General features: G+C 66.4%; 15 protein-coding genes and 1 tRNA gene. 7 read left to right on the top strand and 9 right to left on the bottom strand.

The window, feature by feature from the left end; translation table 11 throughout:
- The first annotated feature begins 74 nt into the window (after positions 1-74).
- Positions 75-1,124 carry a patatin-like phospholipase family protein gene (locus D2T30_RS19140; RefSeq protein WP_128187192.1) on the top strand — a complete coding sequence of 350 codons (1,050 nt, stop codon included), beginning with the start codon at positions 75-77 and terminating at the stop codon, positions 1,122-1,124.
- Here D2T30_RS19140 and D2T30_RS19145 read toward each other — a convergent pair whose 3' ends face one another.
- Together D2T30_RS19145 and D2T30_RS19150 are read right to left on the bottom strand one after the other, a co-directional pair.
- Positions 1,125-2,036, bottom strand: coding sequence for a pseudouridine-5'-phosphate glycosidase (locus D2T30_RS19145; protein WP_128187194.1), 912 nt, complete (start codon positions 2,034-2,036; stop codon positions 1,125-1,127).
- Complete coding sequence (locus D2T30_RS19150; protein ID WP_128210175.1) at positions 2,033-2,929, bottom strand: PfkB family carbohydrate kinase; 897 nt, start codon at positions 2,927-2,929, stop codon at positions 2,033-2,035. The genes D2T30_RS19145 and D2T30_RS19150 overlap by 4 nt, the downstream gene beginning before the upstream one ends.
- A gap of 232 nt (positions 2,930-3,161) precedes the next feature.
- On the opposite strand from D2T30_RS19150, the gene rpsB reads away from it, so the two are divergent.
- Both rpsB and tsf read left to right on the top strand, forming a co-directional pair.
- Positions 3,162-3,917: a 30S ribosomal protein S2 gene (rpsB, locus tag D2T30_RS19155; protein WP_128187198.1), complete on the top strand. Its 756-nt coding sequence runs from the start codon at positions 3,162-3,164 to the stop codon at positions 3,915-3,917.
- A 106-nt stretch (positions 3,918-4,023) separates the two neighbouring features.
- Entirely contained in the window at positions 4,024-4,926 is a 903-nt protein-coding gene (gene tsf, locus D2T30_RS19160; RefSeq protein ID WP_128210176.1) for a translation elongation factor Ts, read from the top strand.
- A gap of 469 nt (positions 4,927-5,395) precedes the next feature.
- Here the strand turns inward: tsf and D2T30_RS19165 are convergent, their stop codons facing one another.
- From D2T30_RS19165 to D2T30_RS19185, 5 genes are all read right to left on the bottom strand, one after another.
- Positions 5,396-6,175 carry a helix-turn-helix transcriptional regulator gene (locus D2T30_RS19165; protein ID WP_128210177.1) on the bottom strand — a complete coding sequence of 260 codons (780 nt, stop codon included), beginning with the start codon at positions 6,173-6,175 and terminating at the stop codon, positions 5,396-5,398.
- Positions 6,176-6,403: 228 nt separating this feature from the next.
- Complete coding sequence (locus D2T30_RS19170) at positions 6,404-6,832, bottom strand: protein tyrosine phosphatase family protein (protein ID WP_128187204.1); 429 nt, start codon at positions 6,830-6,832, stop codon at positions 6,404-6,406.
- A gap of 74 nt (positions 6,833-6,906) precedes the next feature.
- Positions 6,907-7,575: a phosphoglycolate phosphatase gene (gene gph / locus D2T30_RS19175; protein WP_128210178.1), complete on the bottom strand. Its 669-nt coding sequence runs from the start codon at positions 7,573-7,575 to the stop codon at positions 6,907-6,909.
- Positions 7,576-7,787: 212 nt separating this feature from the next.
- The gene (gene rpe, locus D2T30_RS19180; protein WP_128210179.1) at positions 7,788-8,477 is read right to left on the bottom strand and encodes a ribulose-phosphate 3-epimerase; all 690 of its coding nucleotides are present in this window, start codon (positions 8,475-8,477) and stop codon (positions 7,788-7,790) included.
- Positions 8,478-8,549: 72 nt separating this feature from the next.
- Entirely contained in the window at positions 8,550-9,530 is a 981-nt protein-coding gene (locus D2T30_RS19185; protein ID WP_128210180.1) for a class 1 fructose-bisphosphatase, read from the bottom strand.
- Positions 9,531-9,752: 222 nt separating this feature from the next.
- Between D2T30_RS19185 and D2T30_RS19190 the strand changes: the two genes are divergently transcribed.
- The 4 genes from D2T30_RS19190 to eutC all read left to right on the top strand — a co-directional run bounded on the left by D2T30_RS19190 (position 9,753) and on the right by eutC (position 15,346).
- Entirely contained in the window at positions 9,753-10,940 is a 1,188-nt protein-coding gene (locus tag D2T30_RS19190; protein WP_164884366.1) for an efflux RND transporter periplasmic adaptor subunit, read from the top strand.
- A 1-nt stretch (position 10,941) separates the two neighbouring features.
- Positions 10,942-12,906, top strand: coding sequence for a MacB family efflux pump subunit (locus tag D2T30_RS19195; protein WP_128210182.1), 1,965 nt, complete (start codon positions 10,942-10,944; stop codon positions 12,904-12,906).
- Positions 12,907-13,163: 257 nt separating this feature from the next.
- Entirely contained in the window at positions 13,164-14,555 is a 1,392-nt protein-coding gene (locus D2T30_RS19200; RefSeq protein WP_128210183.1) for an ethanolamine ammonia-lyase subunit EutB, read from the top strand.
- A complete protein-coding gene (gene eutC / locus D2T30_RS19205) occupies positions 14,552-15,346 on the top strand; it encodes an ethanolamine ammonia-lyase subunit EutC (protein WP_128210184.1) in 795 nt (264 codons plus the stop codon). The genes D2T30_RS19200 and eutC overlap by 4 nt, the downstream gene beginning before the upstream one ends.
- Positions 15,347-15,835: 489 nt before the next feature.
- Here the strand turns inward: eutC and D2T30_RS19210 are convergent.
- Positions 15,836-15,909: transfer RNA gene (locus tag D2T30_RS19210), tRNA-Gln, on the bottom strand.
- 279 nt (positions 15,910-16,188) lie between these two features.
- A complete protein-coding gene (locus D2T30_RS19215) occupies positions 16,189-16,929 on the bottom strand; it encodes a Crp/Fnr family transcriptional regulator (RefSeq protein WP_128210185.1) in 741 nt (246 codons plus the stop codon).
- Positions 16,930-17,041: the final 112 nt, after the last annotated feature.

The following is a 17,041-nucleotide window of genomic DNA, read 5'->3' on the forward strand; positions in this document are numbered from 1 at the left end:
TCCCGGGGTGAATTGGCCGCAAGGCCAAGAGGGGCAGCGCCCCTGCCGCAACGGAAGACAGGGGAGGGACGGAGATGCGCAGGAAACGGATCAATCTGGCCCTTCAGGGCGGCGGGGCGCATGGCGCCTTCACCTGGGGCGTGCTGGAGCGGCTGCTGGACGAGGACTGGCTTGAGATCGCGGCGATTTCCGGCACATCGGCCGGGGCGCTGAACGGCGCGGCGCTGAAGGCGGGGCTGGTGCGGGGCGGCGCGAAGGACGGGCGGCGTCTCGCGCGCGAGAACCTCGGCTGGCTCTGGTCGCAGGTCGAGGAGATCAACGACCTTCAGATCGGCCGCTGGGTCGCGGCGCTGTTTCCCTTCCCCGACCGGATCAACCGCTGGATCGAGATGTTCACCCCCGCCGCCTGGGTCGATCAGGTGACGCGGGTGGTGTCGCCCTACGATTCCGGGCCGTTCTACGTGAATCCCCTCGCGCGGATCGTCGAGCGGTTCGAGTATGATCACGTCTGTTCGGCGCGCGGGCCGGCGTTCTTCGTCGCCGCGACCAATGTGCGAACCGGCAAGGTGCGGGTGTTTTCCGGCAAGGAGATCAACTCGGACGCCATCCTCGCCTCGGCCTGTCTGCCGAACCTGTTCCGCGCGGTGGAGATTTTCGACGAACAGACCGGCAAGGTGGAGGCCTTCTGGGATGGCGGGTTCAGCGGCAACCCGCCGCTGTTTCCGCTCTACCGCGAGGATTTCCCGCGCGACATCGTCATCGTCACCATCAATCCGATGCTGAACGACCATGTGCCGCAATCGCCGGTGGGCATCGCCGAGCGGATCAACGAGATCTCGTTCAACGCCTCGCTCTTGCGGGAATTGCGGGCGATCCAGTTCGTGCGCCGGCTGCTGGCGGACAAGCGCCTGCCCGAGGGGACGATGAAGGACGTGCTGATCCACATGGTCTCGGATGACGAGATCATGAACGAGATGGCGGCGAATTCGAAGATGACGCCAAGCGTCGGCACGCTCGGCCGGCTCAGGACGGCGGGGCAGGCGGCGGCCGACCGCTTCCTGAGCGAGCATGGCGCGAATATCGGCGAGCGCGCCTCGATCGACCTCGGCGCGCTCTTTCAGTAGTCAGGCTTTCGCGATCTCGGTGGCGATCGCGGCGGCGAGCCGGGCGTTGTTCAGCACGAGTGCGATATTGGCTTCGAGCGACCGCCCCTGCGTGATTTCAAAGATCCGCGACAGCAAGAAGGGCGTGACCTCCTTCGCGGAAACATGACCCTCCGCCGCCTCGCGCAGCGCCTGTTCGATCGCGGGGATGATCTCGGCGCGCGGGATCTCGGCCTCCTCGGGGATCGGATTGGCGACGAGCTGGCCGCCCGACAGGCCAAGGCGGGCGCGCATGATCTGAGCCTGCGCGATCTCGGCCGCGCTGTCCATGCGCAGGGGCGCCTTCAGCCCCGAGGAGCGTGACCAGAAGGCGGGGAATTCATCCTGCCCGAAGGCGATCACCGGCACGCCGTCGGTTTCCAGCACCTCCAGCGTCTTCGGAATGTCGAGGATCGCTTTCGCCCCCGCCGCGACCACGGTGACCGGCGTGATGCCCAGCTCGGCCAGATCGGCGGAAATGTCGAAGGAGCTTTCGGCCCCGCGGTGCACGCCGCCGATGCCGCCGGTCGCAAAGACGCGGATCCCCGCCAGATCGGCGCAGATCATCGTCGCGGCGACGGTCGTGGCGCCATAGGCCCCGCGGGCGAGGCAGACGGCCAGATCGGCGCGCGAGACCTTCATCACGCCCTTCGCCTGTGCCAGATCGTCCAGCTCGGCCTCGGTCAGGCCGATGTGGATCTGCCCGCCGATCACCGCGATCGTCGCCGGGGTGGCGCCATGGGCGCGGATCTCGGCCTCGACGCGGCGGGCGGTTTCCACATTCTGCGGGAAGGGCATGCCGTGGGTGATGATCGTCGATTCAAGCGCGACGACGGGCTGGCCCGCGTCCAGCGCTGCGCGGACTTCGGGGGCGAATACGAGAGGGGCGTTCATGTGGCGATATCTCCGGAAACGTGACGCGCGGCGGCGGCCAGCGCGCGGGAAAGGGCGGCGGCGCGGGGGGCGCCTTCGCGCTCCGCGACGATGTGGGCGGCCATGAAGGTGTCGCCCGCGCCGGTGACACGGGTGACCATCACCGGCGGCGGGGCTTCGCACAGGATGTCACCCCCTGCAAGGCCGTCGGCGGCGGCACGGCCGCCATCGGTGACAAGGACGCGGGCGGCGCCGCGGGCAAGCAGCCCCGCAGCCGCGTCGCGGGCGGTGGCGAAGGGGCTCTGGCACAGGATGCCGGCCTCTTCGAGGTTGAGGTAGAGCGTTGCGCCCGGATGGGCCAGGAGCGGCACCAGCCGTTCTGCCTTCCCGGGGCTTGCCGGCGCGACGCAGAGCCGCGCCCGCGCGAACAGCGGCGAAAGCGCGATATCGGCGAGCAGCGCCGTGGTCAGGTTGCCGTCCAGCGCGACCGGCCCCGCCCAGGGGTGATGCACCGATCCGAGCCGCCCGTCCGCAAGCGGGCGCAGGATCTTGTCCCCGGCGGCTTCCAGCGAATGGGCGTCGGCGATCGCGGCGATCAGGCCGTTCGCCCCCTCGACGGCCATGTAGCGGTCGGTCGGCAGGTCGTCCGACAAATAGGCATGGGCGCAATCCACCCCCATCCGTTCCGCCGCGGCGATCAGCTCGACCCCCTGCGGATCGCGCCCGACCGCCGTCAGCACGCCGGGCCGCAGCCCGAAGCGCGCGAAGGTCATGGCGATGTTCATCGCCACGCCCCCGGGGACGCGGGTGATCCGCCCGGGCACGTCCGCGCCGATCAGCATATGCTGCGGCGCGCGTCCGATGATGTCCCAAAGGACGGAGCCGATACAGAGAATGTCGGGTTTCGTGAGCATGGCCACTTGGTGCATGGTTGCACGGGCCCGCGCAAGAGGCTTCAAGCGGGAATTGACCGGATGGTCAGGCAACGCCCGCCGCTTGGTGCTTGCAATCCCCGCGTGAACCGGCTAAAGGGCGCGCACTTCACAGGCGGAGGCGGGCCTTCGGGGGAGACATCCCCGCAGGTCCACCGGTTGGGGGCAACCCCTGGGTCCTCCGCTCAGGCGCAAACCGGAAAAGGATTGGAACATGGCGCTTCCCGAATTCTCGATGCGTCAGCTTCTTGAAGCTGGCGTTCACTACGGCCACCAGACGCAACGCTGGAACCCGCGCATGGCGGAGTTCATCTATGGCGAGCGCAACGGCATCCATATCATCGACCTGACCCAGACCGTGCCGATGCTGGACGCGGCGCTGCAGGTCGTGCGCGACACCGTGGCCCGTGGCGGCCGCGTGCTGTTCGTCGGCACCAAGCGTCAGGCCTCGAAGGCCGTGGCCGAAGCCGCTGAAAAGTCGGCGCAATACTACATGAACCACCGCTGGCTCGGCGGCACGCTGACCAACTGGAAGACCGTGTCGCAGTCGATCGCCCGGCTGAAGAACATCGACGAGGTGCTCGCCTCGGGCGCCGAGGGCCTGACCAAGAAGGAACGGCTCCACATGGAACGCGAACAGGCGAAGCTGCAGGCCTCGCTCGGCGGGATCCGTGAAATGGGCGGCCTGCCGGACCTGCTGTTCGTCATCGACGTCAACAAGGAAGACCTCGCCATCCTCGAAGCGCAGAAGCTGGGCATCCCGGTCGTGGCCGTGGTCGATACCAACTGCTCGCCCAAGGGCGTGGACTACATCATCCCCGGCAACGACGACGCGGCGCGGGCGATCTCGCTCTACTGCGATCTGGCCAGCCGTGCGGCGCTGGACGGCATGACCGCGCAGATGGGCGCGGCGGGCGTCGATCTTGGCGCTCTGGAAGAGACCCCGGTCGAAGAAGCCGTCGAGGCCTGAGGCTTCGACCTGCGGCCCCGCGGCACACGCGGGGCCCAGTCCATGTCATTTGACTGACATCCGGGCGTGATTGAAACGCCCTGACCCCAATTTCGAGGAGGCCGATATGGCGATCACCGCTGCTCTGGTGAAAGAACTGCGCGAACTGACCGGCGCAGGCATGATGGATGCGAAGAAGGCCCTGACCGAAGTCGAAGGCGATATCGAAGCCGCGATCGACTGGCTGCGCACGAAGGGTCTGGCGAAAGCCGCGAAGAAGGCCGACCGCGTTGCGGCCGAAGGTCTGGTCGGTGTGGCGGTGGACGGCGGCAAGGGTGTCGCGGTCGAAGTGAACTCGGAAACCGATTTCGTCGCCAAGAACGCCGATTTCCAGAAGCTGGTCGCGGGCATCGCCAAGGCGGCACTGAACGTCGATGATGTCGAGGCGCTGAAGGCCGCCGATCTGGACGGCAAGTCCGTCGCCGATGCGATCACCAATGCCATCGCCGTGATCGGCGAGAACATGACCCTGCGCCGCATGGCGAAGGTCGAGGGCGATGTCGTCGTCTCCTACGTCCACAACGCCGCCGCGCCCGATATGGGCCGCATCGGCGTTCTGGTCGCGCTGAAGGGCGCGGACAACGGCATCGGCAAGCAGATCGCCATGCACATCGCCGCGACCTCGCCGCTGGCGCTGAATGAAGCGGCGCTGGATCCGGCGGTCGTCGCGCACGAACTGGAAGTGCAGACCGCGAAGGCGCTGGAAGAAAACGCCAATTCGGCGAAGCCGAAGCCCGAGCAGGTGATCCACAACAACATCATCCCGGGTCGGATGCGCAAGTTCCTTGAGGAAGTGACGCTTCTGAACCAGAAGTTCGTCATCAACCCCGACATCACCGTGGAACAGGCCGCGAAGGATGCGGGCGTCGAGGTTCTGGCCTATCAGCGCGTCGCCGTGGGCGAAGGCATCGAGAAGAAGGAAGAGGACTTCGCCGCCGAAGTCGCCAAGACCATGGCCGGCGGAAACTGAGCCATCTTCCTGCGGCTGGCAACGGCCATCGATCGGAATGCCGCCTTCGGGCGGCATTTCCTTTTCCGGGCGTGTGTTTCGCCGCGGCCGGGTATCGTGTTCGGGTTGGGGCACGTTTCAATCGTGGCGCGCATTGGATGGGGCGCAAGGGGCGCTGCCCCTCGGCGCAAGCGCCTCACCCCGGGATATTTGTGGAAAGATGAATGGGAGAAGGTTCGCCGGTGGATCTGATCGTCTGGCGGATCTGAAATGCGCTCTTCCGCGGGCCGCATGAAACGGCCCGGACGGAGGATGAATAACCCCGCCCGGACCGAACCGGAAAACCGGCTGGGCGAGGAACCGTATCAATACTCGGCACTCAACCCTGTTCCTGGCCGAAGCCACCACTCACGGAACGCCCCGAGCTAACTCCATTTACGCAGATTCTGGCAGTATGGTTTTCCTTACCCGAGGAGATGAATCTGCGAAATCAGTCTTCTTTTAACAGGTTCCATGACGTCGGGATGCGATTGCTGAACAATTGTTTCTGTAATGTCGCCTTGACCACGGCCTGGGCGGTGGTTTCGACGTCAAGCGCCTCGCGCGCAAGACGCAGGTGCTTTTCGACGGTGGCATTGGTCAGGCCCATGATCGTGGCGATATCCGCCGTGGTCTTGCCGTCGGCCACCCATTCCAGCACCTGACGCTGGCGGTCGGTCAGCGCGCGGCGCGCGGTCATCACCGGCATGGTCGAGATCCGCAGATGCAGGATCGAGTTCAGCACGATCAGCTCGCGTCCGTGGCGTTCCCACAGCTCGTCGACCTCTTCCTGGCTCAGCCCGCGTTCGGCGCACAGGCCGATGCCGCCCTTGGCGCGCCGGGAACTGTCTGAAAAGGCGATGGAAACACCCGCCTTCACGTCATAGCGCTGGTTCAGCTCCAGCACCTTCAGCTCACCGGGGGTCAGCAGGCCCTTGCGTTTGCGCTCCTGCACCCAGCTCCAGGAACAGGCGCCGACATTGCGGGTCGTCCAGCGCACCATCGGCGCGTGGATGAAGAGGTTGCCCTTGATGAATTCCTTCAGATATTCGGGATCGTGGTTCGACAGCACGAAGGCATCGGCGGGGTCTTCATGGCCCGGGGTGGAGGTGAAGGGCATGAAGCCGTAGATCAGCCGGTCGAAACCATACTGCGCCATCAGATCGCAATGCAGTTCCCAGATCTTTTCGATGTCATCCTGCAACAGGATGTTTTCCAGATATCCAAGCATTTCTTCTCCATGGGAGAGACAATCCGGGCTGACACCCACCCGGATCCCGGGCGGGGCATCCGGCATTCCCGCGGAAATCGGCACGGGCTGTCCGGGTGCAGCCGGAATGCCGTGGGTGAAATTGATCCTCGGCAATCCGGGTGCAAATGAGAGTCATTGCAAAATTCCCGCCTCCGGCGGGCGGAGACGGGAGCGCATAAGATAGAAGTCCTGATTCCTATAACGAAATCAGCGCGTTGTTGCAAGACTTTCGAGCAGCGCGACAAGACCGGAATGATCGTAGCCCGCCCGGGCCGCCAGTTCGACGATCTCGGGAACCGGCCGCGTTTCGGCCTGGCTCAGCGCCCACAGATGCGAGGAGCGCGTTCCCGACCGGCAATAGGCCAGCACCGGCTTTTCCGCGGCGGCATAGGCGGCGTTGAAGGCCTCCGAAAGCTCGGCGGTCAGTTCGCCCGGGGTGTAGGGCAGGTAATGGAAGGCAAGGCCCGCCTCCTCCGCCGCGCGGGCCATGACGGTGCTGTCGAGGTCGGAGCCCGCCTCGCCGTCCGGCCGGTTGTCGATCAGGGTGCGGAAGCCCATTTTCGCCGCGAGCGCGACATCTTCGGGGGTGATCTGCGGGGTGACGGAAAGCTCCGAGGTGATCTGGCGCACGTCCATGGGTTTCTCCTGCGGTCCGGTGGGTGTGTTTCGACGCGGCAGGATGATCCTTCCGCGGCATATGTGCAAGGCGCTCAGCGCGCGTCCCACGGCCAGCCGGCGACGATGCCGGGCAGGACCGCGAAATCGGAAAAGGCCCGCGCATGCGGCAGGGTCTCGACCGGCGTCTTGCGATAGCCTTCGGTGAACAGCACGAAGGGCAGGGCGGCGCGCTGCGCGGTTTCGGCATCCACCTCGCTGTCGCCGATATAGAGCGCGGGACCGCCGCCCAGATCGGCCAGCGCCTGCCGCAGCGGCGCGGGATCCGGCTTGCGCGTGGGCAGGCTGTCGCCGCCGATGACGGTATCGAACAGCGGCGTCAGCCCGAAATTGCCGAGCGTCGAACGCGCGGGACCCATCGGCTTGTTGGTGCAGATCGCCAGCGGATGGCCCGCCGCGCGGAGCGTTTCCAGCGCCGCATGCACGCCGGGAAAGGGCACGGTCAGGGTCACCGCCTCTTCATAGATGCGATTGAAATCGGGGATCATCCGCTCTGCCAGCCCGTCTTTAGGATCCGCGCCCGAGGCCTTTATCAGGCAATCCACCAGATGCGGCACGCCGTGGCCGATGAAGCTGCGCACCTGGTCGAAGCTCAGCGGCGCATATCCGTATTGTTCCAGAACGGCGTTCGAGACGGCATGGATGTCCGGGGCGGAATCCAGCAGCGTGCCGTCCAGGTCGAAGATCAGGGCTGCGGGCTGCATCGGAAACTCCTTTTCATGCCTCGGATTTTGCCGGCACAGTAGTGAAGGGGGCTGGAATGGCAAGTGGCCCCGTGGCGCGGAATGGGGAATGGGCGCGCGGCTGGATGGGGGGCTAGGGGGCCAGCCCCCTCGCGCGTTCCGCGCTCACCCCCGGGATATTTATGGAAACACGAAAAGGGGATGGAACGTTCAGAGGGGGCGGCGATCCGGGGTCAAAGGGCGGCTTCCGCCGCAGTGCGGATCGCGCGGATATTTTCGCCGTAGGGCGCGGGATCGGCGACCGAGCCGCCCTTGAACACCGCCGAGCCCGCGACCAGCACATCCGCCCCGGCGGCGGTCATCAGCGGCGCGGTTTCGGGGGTGATGCCGCCGTCGATCTCGATATGGATCGGGCGGTCGCCGATCATGTCGCGCAGCTGTTTCACCTTGCCGATCTGCGAATGGATGAATTTCTGTCCGCCGAAGCCGGGGTTCACCGTCATCACGCAGACGAGGTCCACCAGATCGAGCAGATAGTCGATCCCGTCGAGCCCGGTGCCCGGATTGATCGCCAGCCCGGCCTTGCAGCCCGCGGCGCGGATCGCCTGAAGCGTGCGGTGGATATGCGGCCCCGCCTCGGGATGGACCGAGATGATGTCGGCCCCGGCGGCGGCGAAGGCCTCGATATAGGGATCGACCGGGGCGATCATCAGATGGACGTCCATGACCGTGGTGATATGCGGCCGGATCGCCTTCACCACCGGCGGGCCGAAGGTCAGGTTCGGCACGAAATGCCCGTCCATCACATCGACATGGACCCAGTCGGCGCCCTGCGCCTCGATCGCGCGGATTTCCTGGCCAAGGTCGGCGAAATCGGCGGAAAGGATGGATGGCGCGATCTTGATCGAGCGGTCGAAGGTCATGGCGGGCTCCTGTCTGGCGCGGCGGATATGGCGGCGGGAGGCCCGGCAGTCAAGCCGCCCGCCGCCGGGCTGTCAGAGCTGGTCGTCCGCTGCCTGCGCAGCGCGCGCGGGATCGGTGAAGTAGAGCGCCACGCGCTTCACCTCGGCCACCGGACCGAAGACGAGCGGCGTGCGTTCGTGCAGCTTCGTCGGCACCTCGTCGAGGATCGGGTTCACCCCATCCGTCGCGGCGCCGCCCGCCTGTTCGATCAGCATCGCGATCGGCGCGCATTCGTAGAGGTGGCGCAGGCGGCCGCGCGCATAGCCCTCGCGGCCGTCGCCGGGATAGAGGAACACGCCGCCGCGATGCAGGATCCGGTAGGTTTCCGCAACCAGCGAGGCGACCCAGCGGGCATTGTAGTTCTTGCCGCGCGGACCGGTCTCGCCTGCCAGAAGATCGTCGATATAGGCCTTGACCGGCGCCGGCCAGTGCCGCGCGTTCGAGGCGTTGATGGCGAATTCCGCCTTGCCCGCGGGGATCTTGCCCAGATCGGCCAGACGCTCGAAGCGGCCGGTATCGGGGTCGAACACCCATTTGTGCACGCCGTCGCCGAAGGAGGCGATCAGCGCGAGCTGCGGCCCGTAGATAATGAAACCGCCGGCGATCTGTTCGCGGCCCTTGCGCAGGAAGCTCGCCTCCGGGGTCGCCGCGGCGGGGAAGACGGAAAAGATCGTGCCGATGGTCACGTTCACGTCGATGTTCGACGATCCGTCCAGCGGGTCGATCGCCAGCGCCAGATTGCCGCCGTCGAAGGTGATGTAGTCGTCATCCTCTTCGGATGCGTAATAGAGCACCGCCGAATCCTTCAGTGCATCCTTGAACGCCTCGTCCGCGATCACGTCGAGCGCCTTTTGTCCGTCGCCGCCGGCGTTCACCCCCTGGGCCGCCGAAAGATCTTCGGTGATTCCGTTGCGGGCGATGATGCGTTGCAGCGTGGTCGCCGTGTCGGTCAGCCTTTGCATCAGATCGGCCAGCTCGGGCGAAAGCGTCAATCCGTCGAGATCAAGTGACATTCCTACCTCCGTCACGCGCCCCGCAGGGCCTTTCGGGTTGATTGCGCGATTCCCCGCGTTGTGGCAATGGAAAACGAACCGGCGGGCAGCAGGGTTGCGGTCCGGCGGGCGTTTCCGGCCCGATTCCGCCGCGCGGGCGACATGCGACGGAAACGCGGCGGCGCGGCGTAAAATCGCCTATACGCACAGGATGCGACAGGCAGAGAGACCGGGGAAGAGATGATGAAACGGAAAACCGCAGCCCTGATCGGGGCGGTGGTCCTGGCGGCCCTCGGCTATTGGGGTTGGCAGACCTACGGCAGGTCCGACCGGACCGCGGCGCCGGCGACGGTGTCCGTTGCCCGCGGCTCTGTGTCGCAGACCGTTCTGGCCACCGGGCAGGTGGAGGCCAAGCAGCTTGTCAGCGTCGGCGGCCGGGTTTCGGGGCAGATCGAGACGCTGGCGGTCGTGCTCGGGCAGGATGTGAAGAAAGACGACCTGATCGTGCAGATCGATTCGAACGACCAGGAAAACGCCGTCGCGCAGGCCCGGGCCAATCTGGCGAATATCGCCGCGCAGATTTCCGCGACCACCGCCAATCTGTCGAAGGCGGAACTGGAATACGCCCGCCAGCAAAAGCTCGCCCGGTCGGATTACAGCTCGCAGCAGACGCTGGAAACCGCCGCCGCCGATGTCGAGGTCTACAAGGCCAATATCGCGGCGCTCGAGGCGCAGAAATCCAGCGCCGAGATCAATGTGAAAACCGCGCAGACCGCGCTGAGCCGCACCACGATCGTGGCGCCGATTTCCGGCACGGTGGTGGCGGTGAACGTGCAGCAGGGCCAGACGGTGAACGCCACGCAAAGCGCGCCGACGATGGTCAAGCTGGCCGATCTGGACACCGTCGTCATCAAGGCCGAGATTTCCGAGGCCGATGTGGTCAGCCTCCGCCCCGGCCAGCATGCGAGCTTCACCATCCTCGGCGCGCCGAACCGGCGTTTCTCCACCACCGTGCGCGAGGTGGAACCCGCGCCCTCGGCGCTGAAGGACAGCGACACGATCTCGACCGACAGCGCGATCTATTACAATGCCATCCTCGAACTGCCGAATGAGGATCGCACCCTCCGGATCGGCATGACCACGCAGGTGACGATCACGCTGGCCGAGGCGAAGGACGTGCTGACCGTTCCCGCGGGCGCGCTGCGCCGCAAGGGGCGGGACTATTTCGTCACCGTCGTCGGGCCGATGGGCGGGTTGACCGAGCAGCAGGTCGAGGTCGGCCTGAACAACAAGGTCACCGCCGAGATCAAGGCCGGCCTGACCGAGGGGCAGCAGGTCGTCTCCGCCGGGCAGGGCGCGATGGGGCTGGGACCGGGCGCCGGACAGGCGGGATCGGCAAGCCGCCGCATCGGCCCGCCGATGGGGTTCTGACATGACCGGGCCCGACACGACCCAACCGCTGATCTCCATCCGCGACGTCACCCGCAGCTTTCAGGCGGGGGAGGAAACGATCACCGTCCTGCATGGCGTGTCGCTCGACATCCGCGCGGGCGAGATGGTGGCGATCATCGGCCAGTCGGGCTCGGGCAAATCGACGCTGATGAACATCCTCGGCTGTCTCGACCGGCCGACCTCGGGCACCTACCGCTTTGCCGGGCGCGACGTCGAGGCGCTGGACCCCGATCAGCTGGCCCAGCTCCGGCGCGAACATTTCGGCTTCATCTTCCAGCGCTATCAGTTGCTGGGCGATCTCGACGCGGTGGAAAACGTCGAGGTGCCGGCGGTCTATGCGGGCGAGGCCGGCCGGGCGCGGCGTCTGCGCGCCGAGGAGCTGCTGCAACAGCTTGGCCTTGGCGAAAGGCTGGACCACCGGCCGAGCGAGCTTTCCGGCGGTCAGCAGCAGCGCGTTTCCGTGGCCCGTGCGCTGATGAACGGCGGCGAGGTAATCCTGGCGGACGAACCGACCGGCGCGCTTGATACCAAAAGCGGCGAGGACCTGATCGCGCTGCTGCTGGAACTGAACCGGCAGGGCCATACGATCATCGTCGTCACCCATGACCCGAAGGTCGCGGCCCATGCCCGCCGGGTGATCGAGATCCGCGACGGCGCCATCCTGTCGGACAAGAGCACCGGCCCCGCCGAACCCGCCCCCGTGGCCTCGGCCACCCCGCGCCGCCGGGCGACGCTGTCGGGCGCCGCCGCGGGGATCCGCCGCTTCACCGAGGCCTTCCATTCCGCGACCAAGGCGATGCTGGCGCACCGGCTGCGCAGCTTCCTGACGATGCTCGGGATCATCATCGGTATCGCCTCGGTCGTGCTGGTGGTGGCGCTTGGCAACGGCACGCAGCAGAAGGTGCTGGACAATATCTCGTCGCTCGGGACCAACACGATCACCGTGCGGGCGGGGTCGGGCTTCGGGCGGCGGGACGCGAACCGGATCCAGACGCTGGTCCCCTCGGATGCCGAAGCGATCGCGGCGCAGGATTATGCCGTCGGCGCCTCGCCCGCGGTAAGCACGTCGAAGACCGTGGTCTCCGCCTCGAACAGCGCCAGCGTGTCGATCAACGGTGTCAGCGGCGATTATTTCGGCGTCCACAACTACGCCACGGTCTACGGCAGCACCTTTGACGAAACGGATGTCGAGGGGCTGGCGCAGGTCGCCGTGCTGGACGAGGATACGCTGTCCACCTTCTTCCCAAGCGGCAATGCCATCGGGCAGGTGCTGATGATCGGACAGGTGCCGGTGCGGGTGATCGGCGTGGTGCGGTCGAGCGGCGCGACCTTCGGGCCGTCCTCGCTGAACCTCTGGGTGCCCTATACCACCGCCATGTCGCGCATCACCGGCCAGACCTACCTGAGCAGCATCGGCGTGCGCGTGGCCGACGACCACGACATGACCGAGGCGCAGGAGCGCATCACCGAACTGCTGACCCTGCGCCACGGCACGCAGGATTTCTGGTTGCAGAACAGCGACACGATCCGCTCGACCATCACCTCGACGACGCAGACGATGACCTGGCTGGTGGCGGCGATCGCGCTGATCTCGCTGGTCGTCGGCGGGATCGGGGTGATGAACATCATGCTGGTGTCGGTGACCGAGCGCACGCGCGAGATCGGCGTGCGGGTGGCTGTCGGCGCACGGCGCAGCGACATCGTCAGCCAGTTCCTGATCGAGGCGGTGCTGGTCTGCCTTGTCGGCGGTGTGCTGGGCATTCTCACGGCGGTCGGGGCGGGGGCGCTGATCTCCTCGCTGTCGGCGGATACGCGGCTGGCCTTTTCGCCGCTGGCGATCGCGCTGGCGTTCTTTTCCTCGACGCTGATCGGGATCACTTTCGGTTTCCTGCCGGCGCGGTCGGCGGCGAAGCTCGACCCGGTGGTGGCGCTGAACCGGGAGTGACCTCGGGTTCAGGGTTGGGTCCATGCGGAGAGGGCGCAGGGGGCCAGCCCCCTCTTTGCGCTGACGCGCAAATTCACCCCCGGGATATTTATGGAAACACGAAGAGGGGATGAGCGGCGGCTTTGGAAGCGTTCTCCCTGCCTGATTTTCGGGCATCCGTCGCGGAACCGGGCGGCGCTTCGGGATTTATCCCGAAACCGGGTGGTGGCGGTCGGCGGGATCAGCGAAAATCCCGCTGAAACCGGAGCAGGTGGGATATGTCGGTCTATTCTCATGTCGTGGCGGGGCAGCGTCATGTGTTCGCGAGCCTCGCCGATCTTCTGGCGAAGGCGAGCCCGGAACGGTCGGGCGACCAGCTTGCCGGGCTTGCCGCAGCCGATGCCGAGGAACGGGTCGCCGCGCAGATGGCGCTGGCCGACCTGCCGCTGTCGGTCTTTCTGCAGGAAGCCATCGTGCCCTATGAGATCGACGAGGTGACGCGGCTGATCCTCGACACCCATGACGCGCGCGCCTTCGCGCCCGTCGCGCATCTGACGGTGGGCGGGTTCCGCGACTGGCTGCTGTCGGATCTGGCGACGGCGGAAACGCTGGCGGCGCTGGCCCCGGGCCTGACGCCCGAGATGGTGGCCGCGGTATCCAAGATCTGCCGCAATCAGGACCTGATCCTGATCGCCTCAAAGGCCCGCGTGGTGACGCGGTTCCGCAATACGATCGGGCTGGCGGGGCGGCTGTCGACGCGGTTGCAGCCGAACCATCCGACCGACGATCCGGCGGGGATCGCGGCCTCGATCCTCGACGGGCTGATGTATGGCAATGGCGATGCGGTGATCGGCATCAATCCCGCGACCGACAGCATTCCCGGCGCGGAAACCCTGCTGCACATGCTGGACGAGGTGATCCGCCGCTATGACATCCCGACCCAGTCCTGCGTGCTGACCCATGTGACGAACACCATCGCGCTGGTCGAACGCGGCGCGCCGGTCGATCTGGTGTTTCAGTCGATCGCCGGGACCGAGGCGGCGAACCGATCCTTCGGCGTCGATCTGAAGCTTTTGGACGAGGGCAGGGAGGCGGGGCTGTCGCTTGGCCGCGGCACGGTGGGCGACAATGTGATGTATTGCGAGACGGGGCAGGGTTCGGCCCTGTCCGCGAATGCGCACCACGGCTGCGATCAGCAGACATTGGAGGCCCGCGCCTATGCCGTCGCGCGGCATCTGAAACCGCTGCTGGTCAATACCGTGGTCGGCTTCATCGGACCGGAATATCTGTATGACGGCAAGCAGATCATCCGCGCGGGGCTTGAGGATCATTTCTGCGGCAAGCTGCTGGGTGTGCCGATGGGCTGCGACATCTGCTACACCAACCACGCCGAGGCCGATCAGAACGACATGGATGATCTGCTAACGCTGCTGGGTGTCGCGGGGATCAATTTCATCATGGGCATTCCGGGGTCGGATGACGTGATGCTGAACTATCAGACCACCTCGTTCCATGATGCTCTCTATTTGCGAAAGGTGCTGGGCCGCCGCCCGGCGCCCGAATTCGAGGACTGGCTGACCCGCATCGGCATTTTCGAGGGCGCCGGGTTGCTGGCCGAGGGCGTGCCCTCTGCCTTCCGCAAGGCGATCGAAGGGGGGGCCGCGGCATGAGCGATCCCCTGACGCCGAACGGCTGGCAACGGCTGCGCGCGCTGACGCCCGCCCGGATCGCGCTTGGCCGCGCCGGGGTGAGCCTGCCCACCGCGCCGCATCTGGAATTCCAGCTCTCGCATGCGCGGGCGCGCAAGGCGGTGCATCACCCGCTGGACGTGGAGGCGCTGGAACGGGGGATCGCGGGGCTGGGGCTGGAAAGCATCGTGCTGGATTCCGCGGCGCCGACGCGGGCGGTCTATCTGCAACGCCCGGATCTGGGGCGCAAGCTGTCCGAGGCATCGCGCCAGCGGCTGGCTGCGCGGGGCGCGCCGGTGCCCTGCGACGTGGCCTTCGTCGTCGCCGACGGGCTTTCGGCTCTGGCGATTGAGGCGAATGCGGTGGGCTTCCTCGGCACGGTGGTGCCGATGCTGCGGGCCTCGGGCTGGACGGTCGGGCCGGTGCCGGTGGTGACGCAGGCGCGGGTGGCGATCGGGGACGAGATCGGCGCGGCGCTGGCGGCCTCGCTGGTCGTGGTGCTGATCGGCGAAAGGCCGGGGCTGTCCTCGCCCGACAGCATGGGGCTTTACCTGACATGGGCGCCGAAGCCCGGCCTGACGGACGAGGCGCGCAACTGCATCTCCAACGTCCGCGCGGCGGGCCTGTCCTACGCGGCTGCGGCGCACAAGCTGATGTTCCTGATGAACGAGGCGCGCCGGCGCAGGCTGACCGGCGTCGCCCTGAAGGACGAGGCCGAGACGCTGGCCGGCCCCGATACCGCGCCGCACCGGAATTTCCTTCTGGGGGACTGATCGGGGCGCAGTTGCCGCCGAGGGGCACCGGCCCTGACCCGTCCCGATGCGGTTGACGGGATCATGGGCGGGCGGGCGGCGCATCTGAATCACCCCGCCCGGAAACGGATATGCCCGGAAGATGGGCTCTGCGCTCAGGGGATGGGAATCGGCCGGATTATCCCCATCGGAACGCCGCAGGGATGACCTGCATCAAAGACATGCAGATCAGACTCATATTATGATCTTTTCATTCAGTGGTGGAATTTCAGTATGAGTTGGCAGCCGCCCGAGGTGAGTGGCGGGCGGCTGCCGTTTCCGGGGAGGCGCGACTCTTCCATCGGATCGGCGCGGGCTTTGCCGCCTGCACCCATCCGCGGTTTGCGGGGAAATGGTCCCGATGCGATCCCTGATCCGGTTGCCCGGGATTTTCATGCAGAAGAACAGATATCGGAATCACATCGCCCAACCGGCGATCAATCCCTTGAAATCAAAAATGGAATTTTGTTTTGGCTGCCCCCCATGGATTCGAACCATAGTTTCCTGAGTCAGAGTCAGGCGTCCTGCCGCTAGACGAGGGGGCATCCGTTGCGCAGCGGGCAAGGCCCGCATCCGCGATGTGTGGCGGGTGTTACCCCAGCGAAGAACGGAGGTCAAGGGCACCAGAGGTGCCGAAAGCGACTTTTCGATCCGCCGCAAAGCGCCGCGAAAGGAACGGGCGCAGGTTGCGCCGGGGCGACGGGCGCCTGCCGTGGATATGCGCCACGATTCCCGCATCCCCATGCGAAATTCCGATCCGATCGCGGATCGCGCGCCGCGAAATGCCGGGATGGCGTCAGTCCCGGGCTCTGCCGGAGGCGCGATCAGGTCTTGCCGACCGGGCCATAGATCCCGCTCATCACCGCGTCGTAGTGCTGCGCGATCACCTCGGAACAGTCGCAGCAGCGCTTTTGCAGGCCCTCGGTGTCGCGCAGCACGATCCGCCCGCGCTGCGTTGCGATCAGGCCCTCGGCCCGCATCGCGCCGACGACGCGGGTGACGAAGGTGCGCCCGACGCCCAGAATCGCGGCAAGCTGTTCTTGCGTCATCGCGATGTCGGGCGCCCCGGTGCGGCTCGATTCCGCCAGCAGCCAGCGCGCGCAGCGTTGCGTGATGGTGTGGCGGGCGTTGCAAGCGGAATTCTGCAAAAGCTGCGCCACCAGGCAATCGGAATAGCGCGACAGCCAGTGGCGCAGCGCGAGCGATTCCATCTTGGCATCCTCGAGCTGCTCGATCCGGATCATCAGGAACCAGCCGGGCGCGCGCACCTCGGCGGTGGCATAGGCGGGGACCCGGCCGTTCGAGACGATGCCCCCGATCGCCCCCTCGCGCCCGATACAGGCGACCTCGACCGGGTTGCCGCCATCCTCGGCCGCGACGCGAAAGCCGCCGCAGGCCGCGCCGCAGGGGAACCACGTGTGCTGAACGTCGTCGCCGCTTTTCTGCAACGTATCACCGGGTTGCATCTGCCGCGCGACAAGATGCCGTGCCAGACGCTGCCTGTCTTCGGGCACAAGCCGCCCCAAAAGCAGGTTGTCCCCGATCAGGTCCGAAGATGCGGCCATTGCGCCTTCCTTTCGTAGGAATTAATTCGTCGCCTGTGTGCAGAAGTGGACAGAAGACCCTCAAGGGGTATGTTACTCGTGAACACAGAGCCCAAGCAGTGCCCTTTCAACT

Origin of the sequence: Paenirhodobacter populi (assembly GCF_004022215.1) — a bacterium.
Classification (GTDB): domain Bacteria; phylum Pseudomonadota; class Alphaproteobacteria; order Rhodobacterales; family Rhodobacteraceae; genus Rhodobacter; species Rhodobacter populi.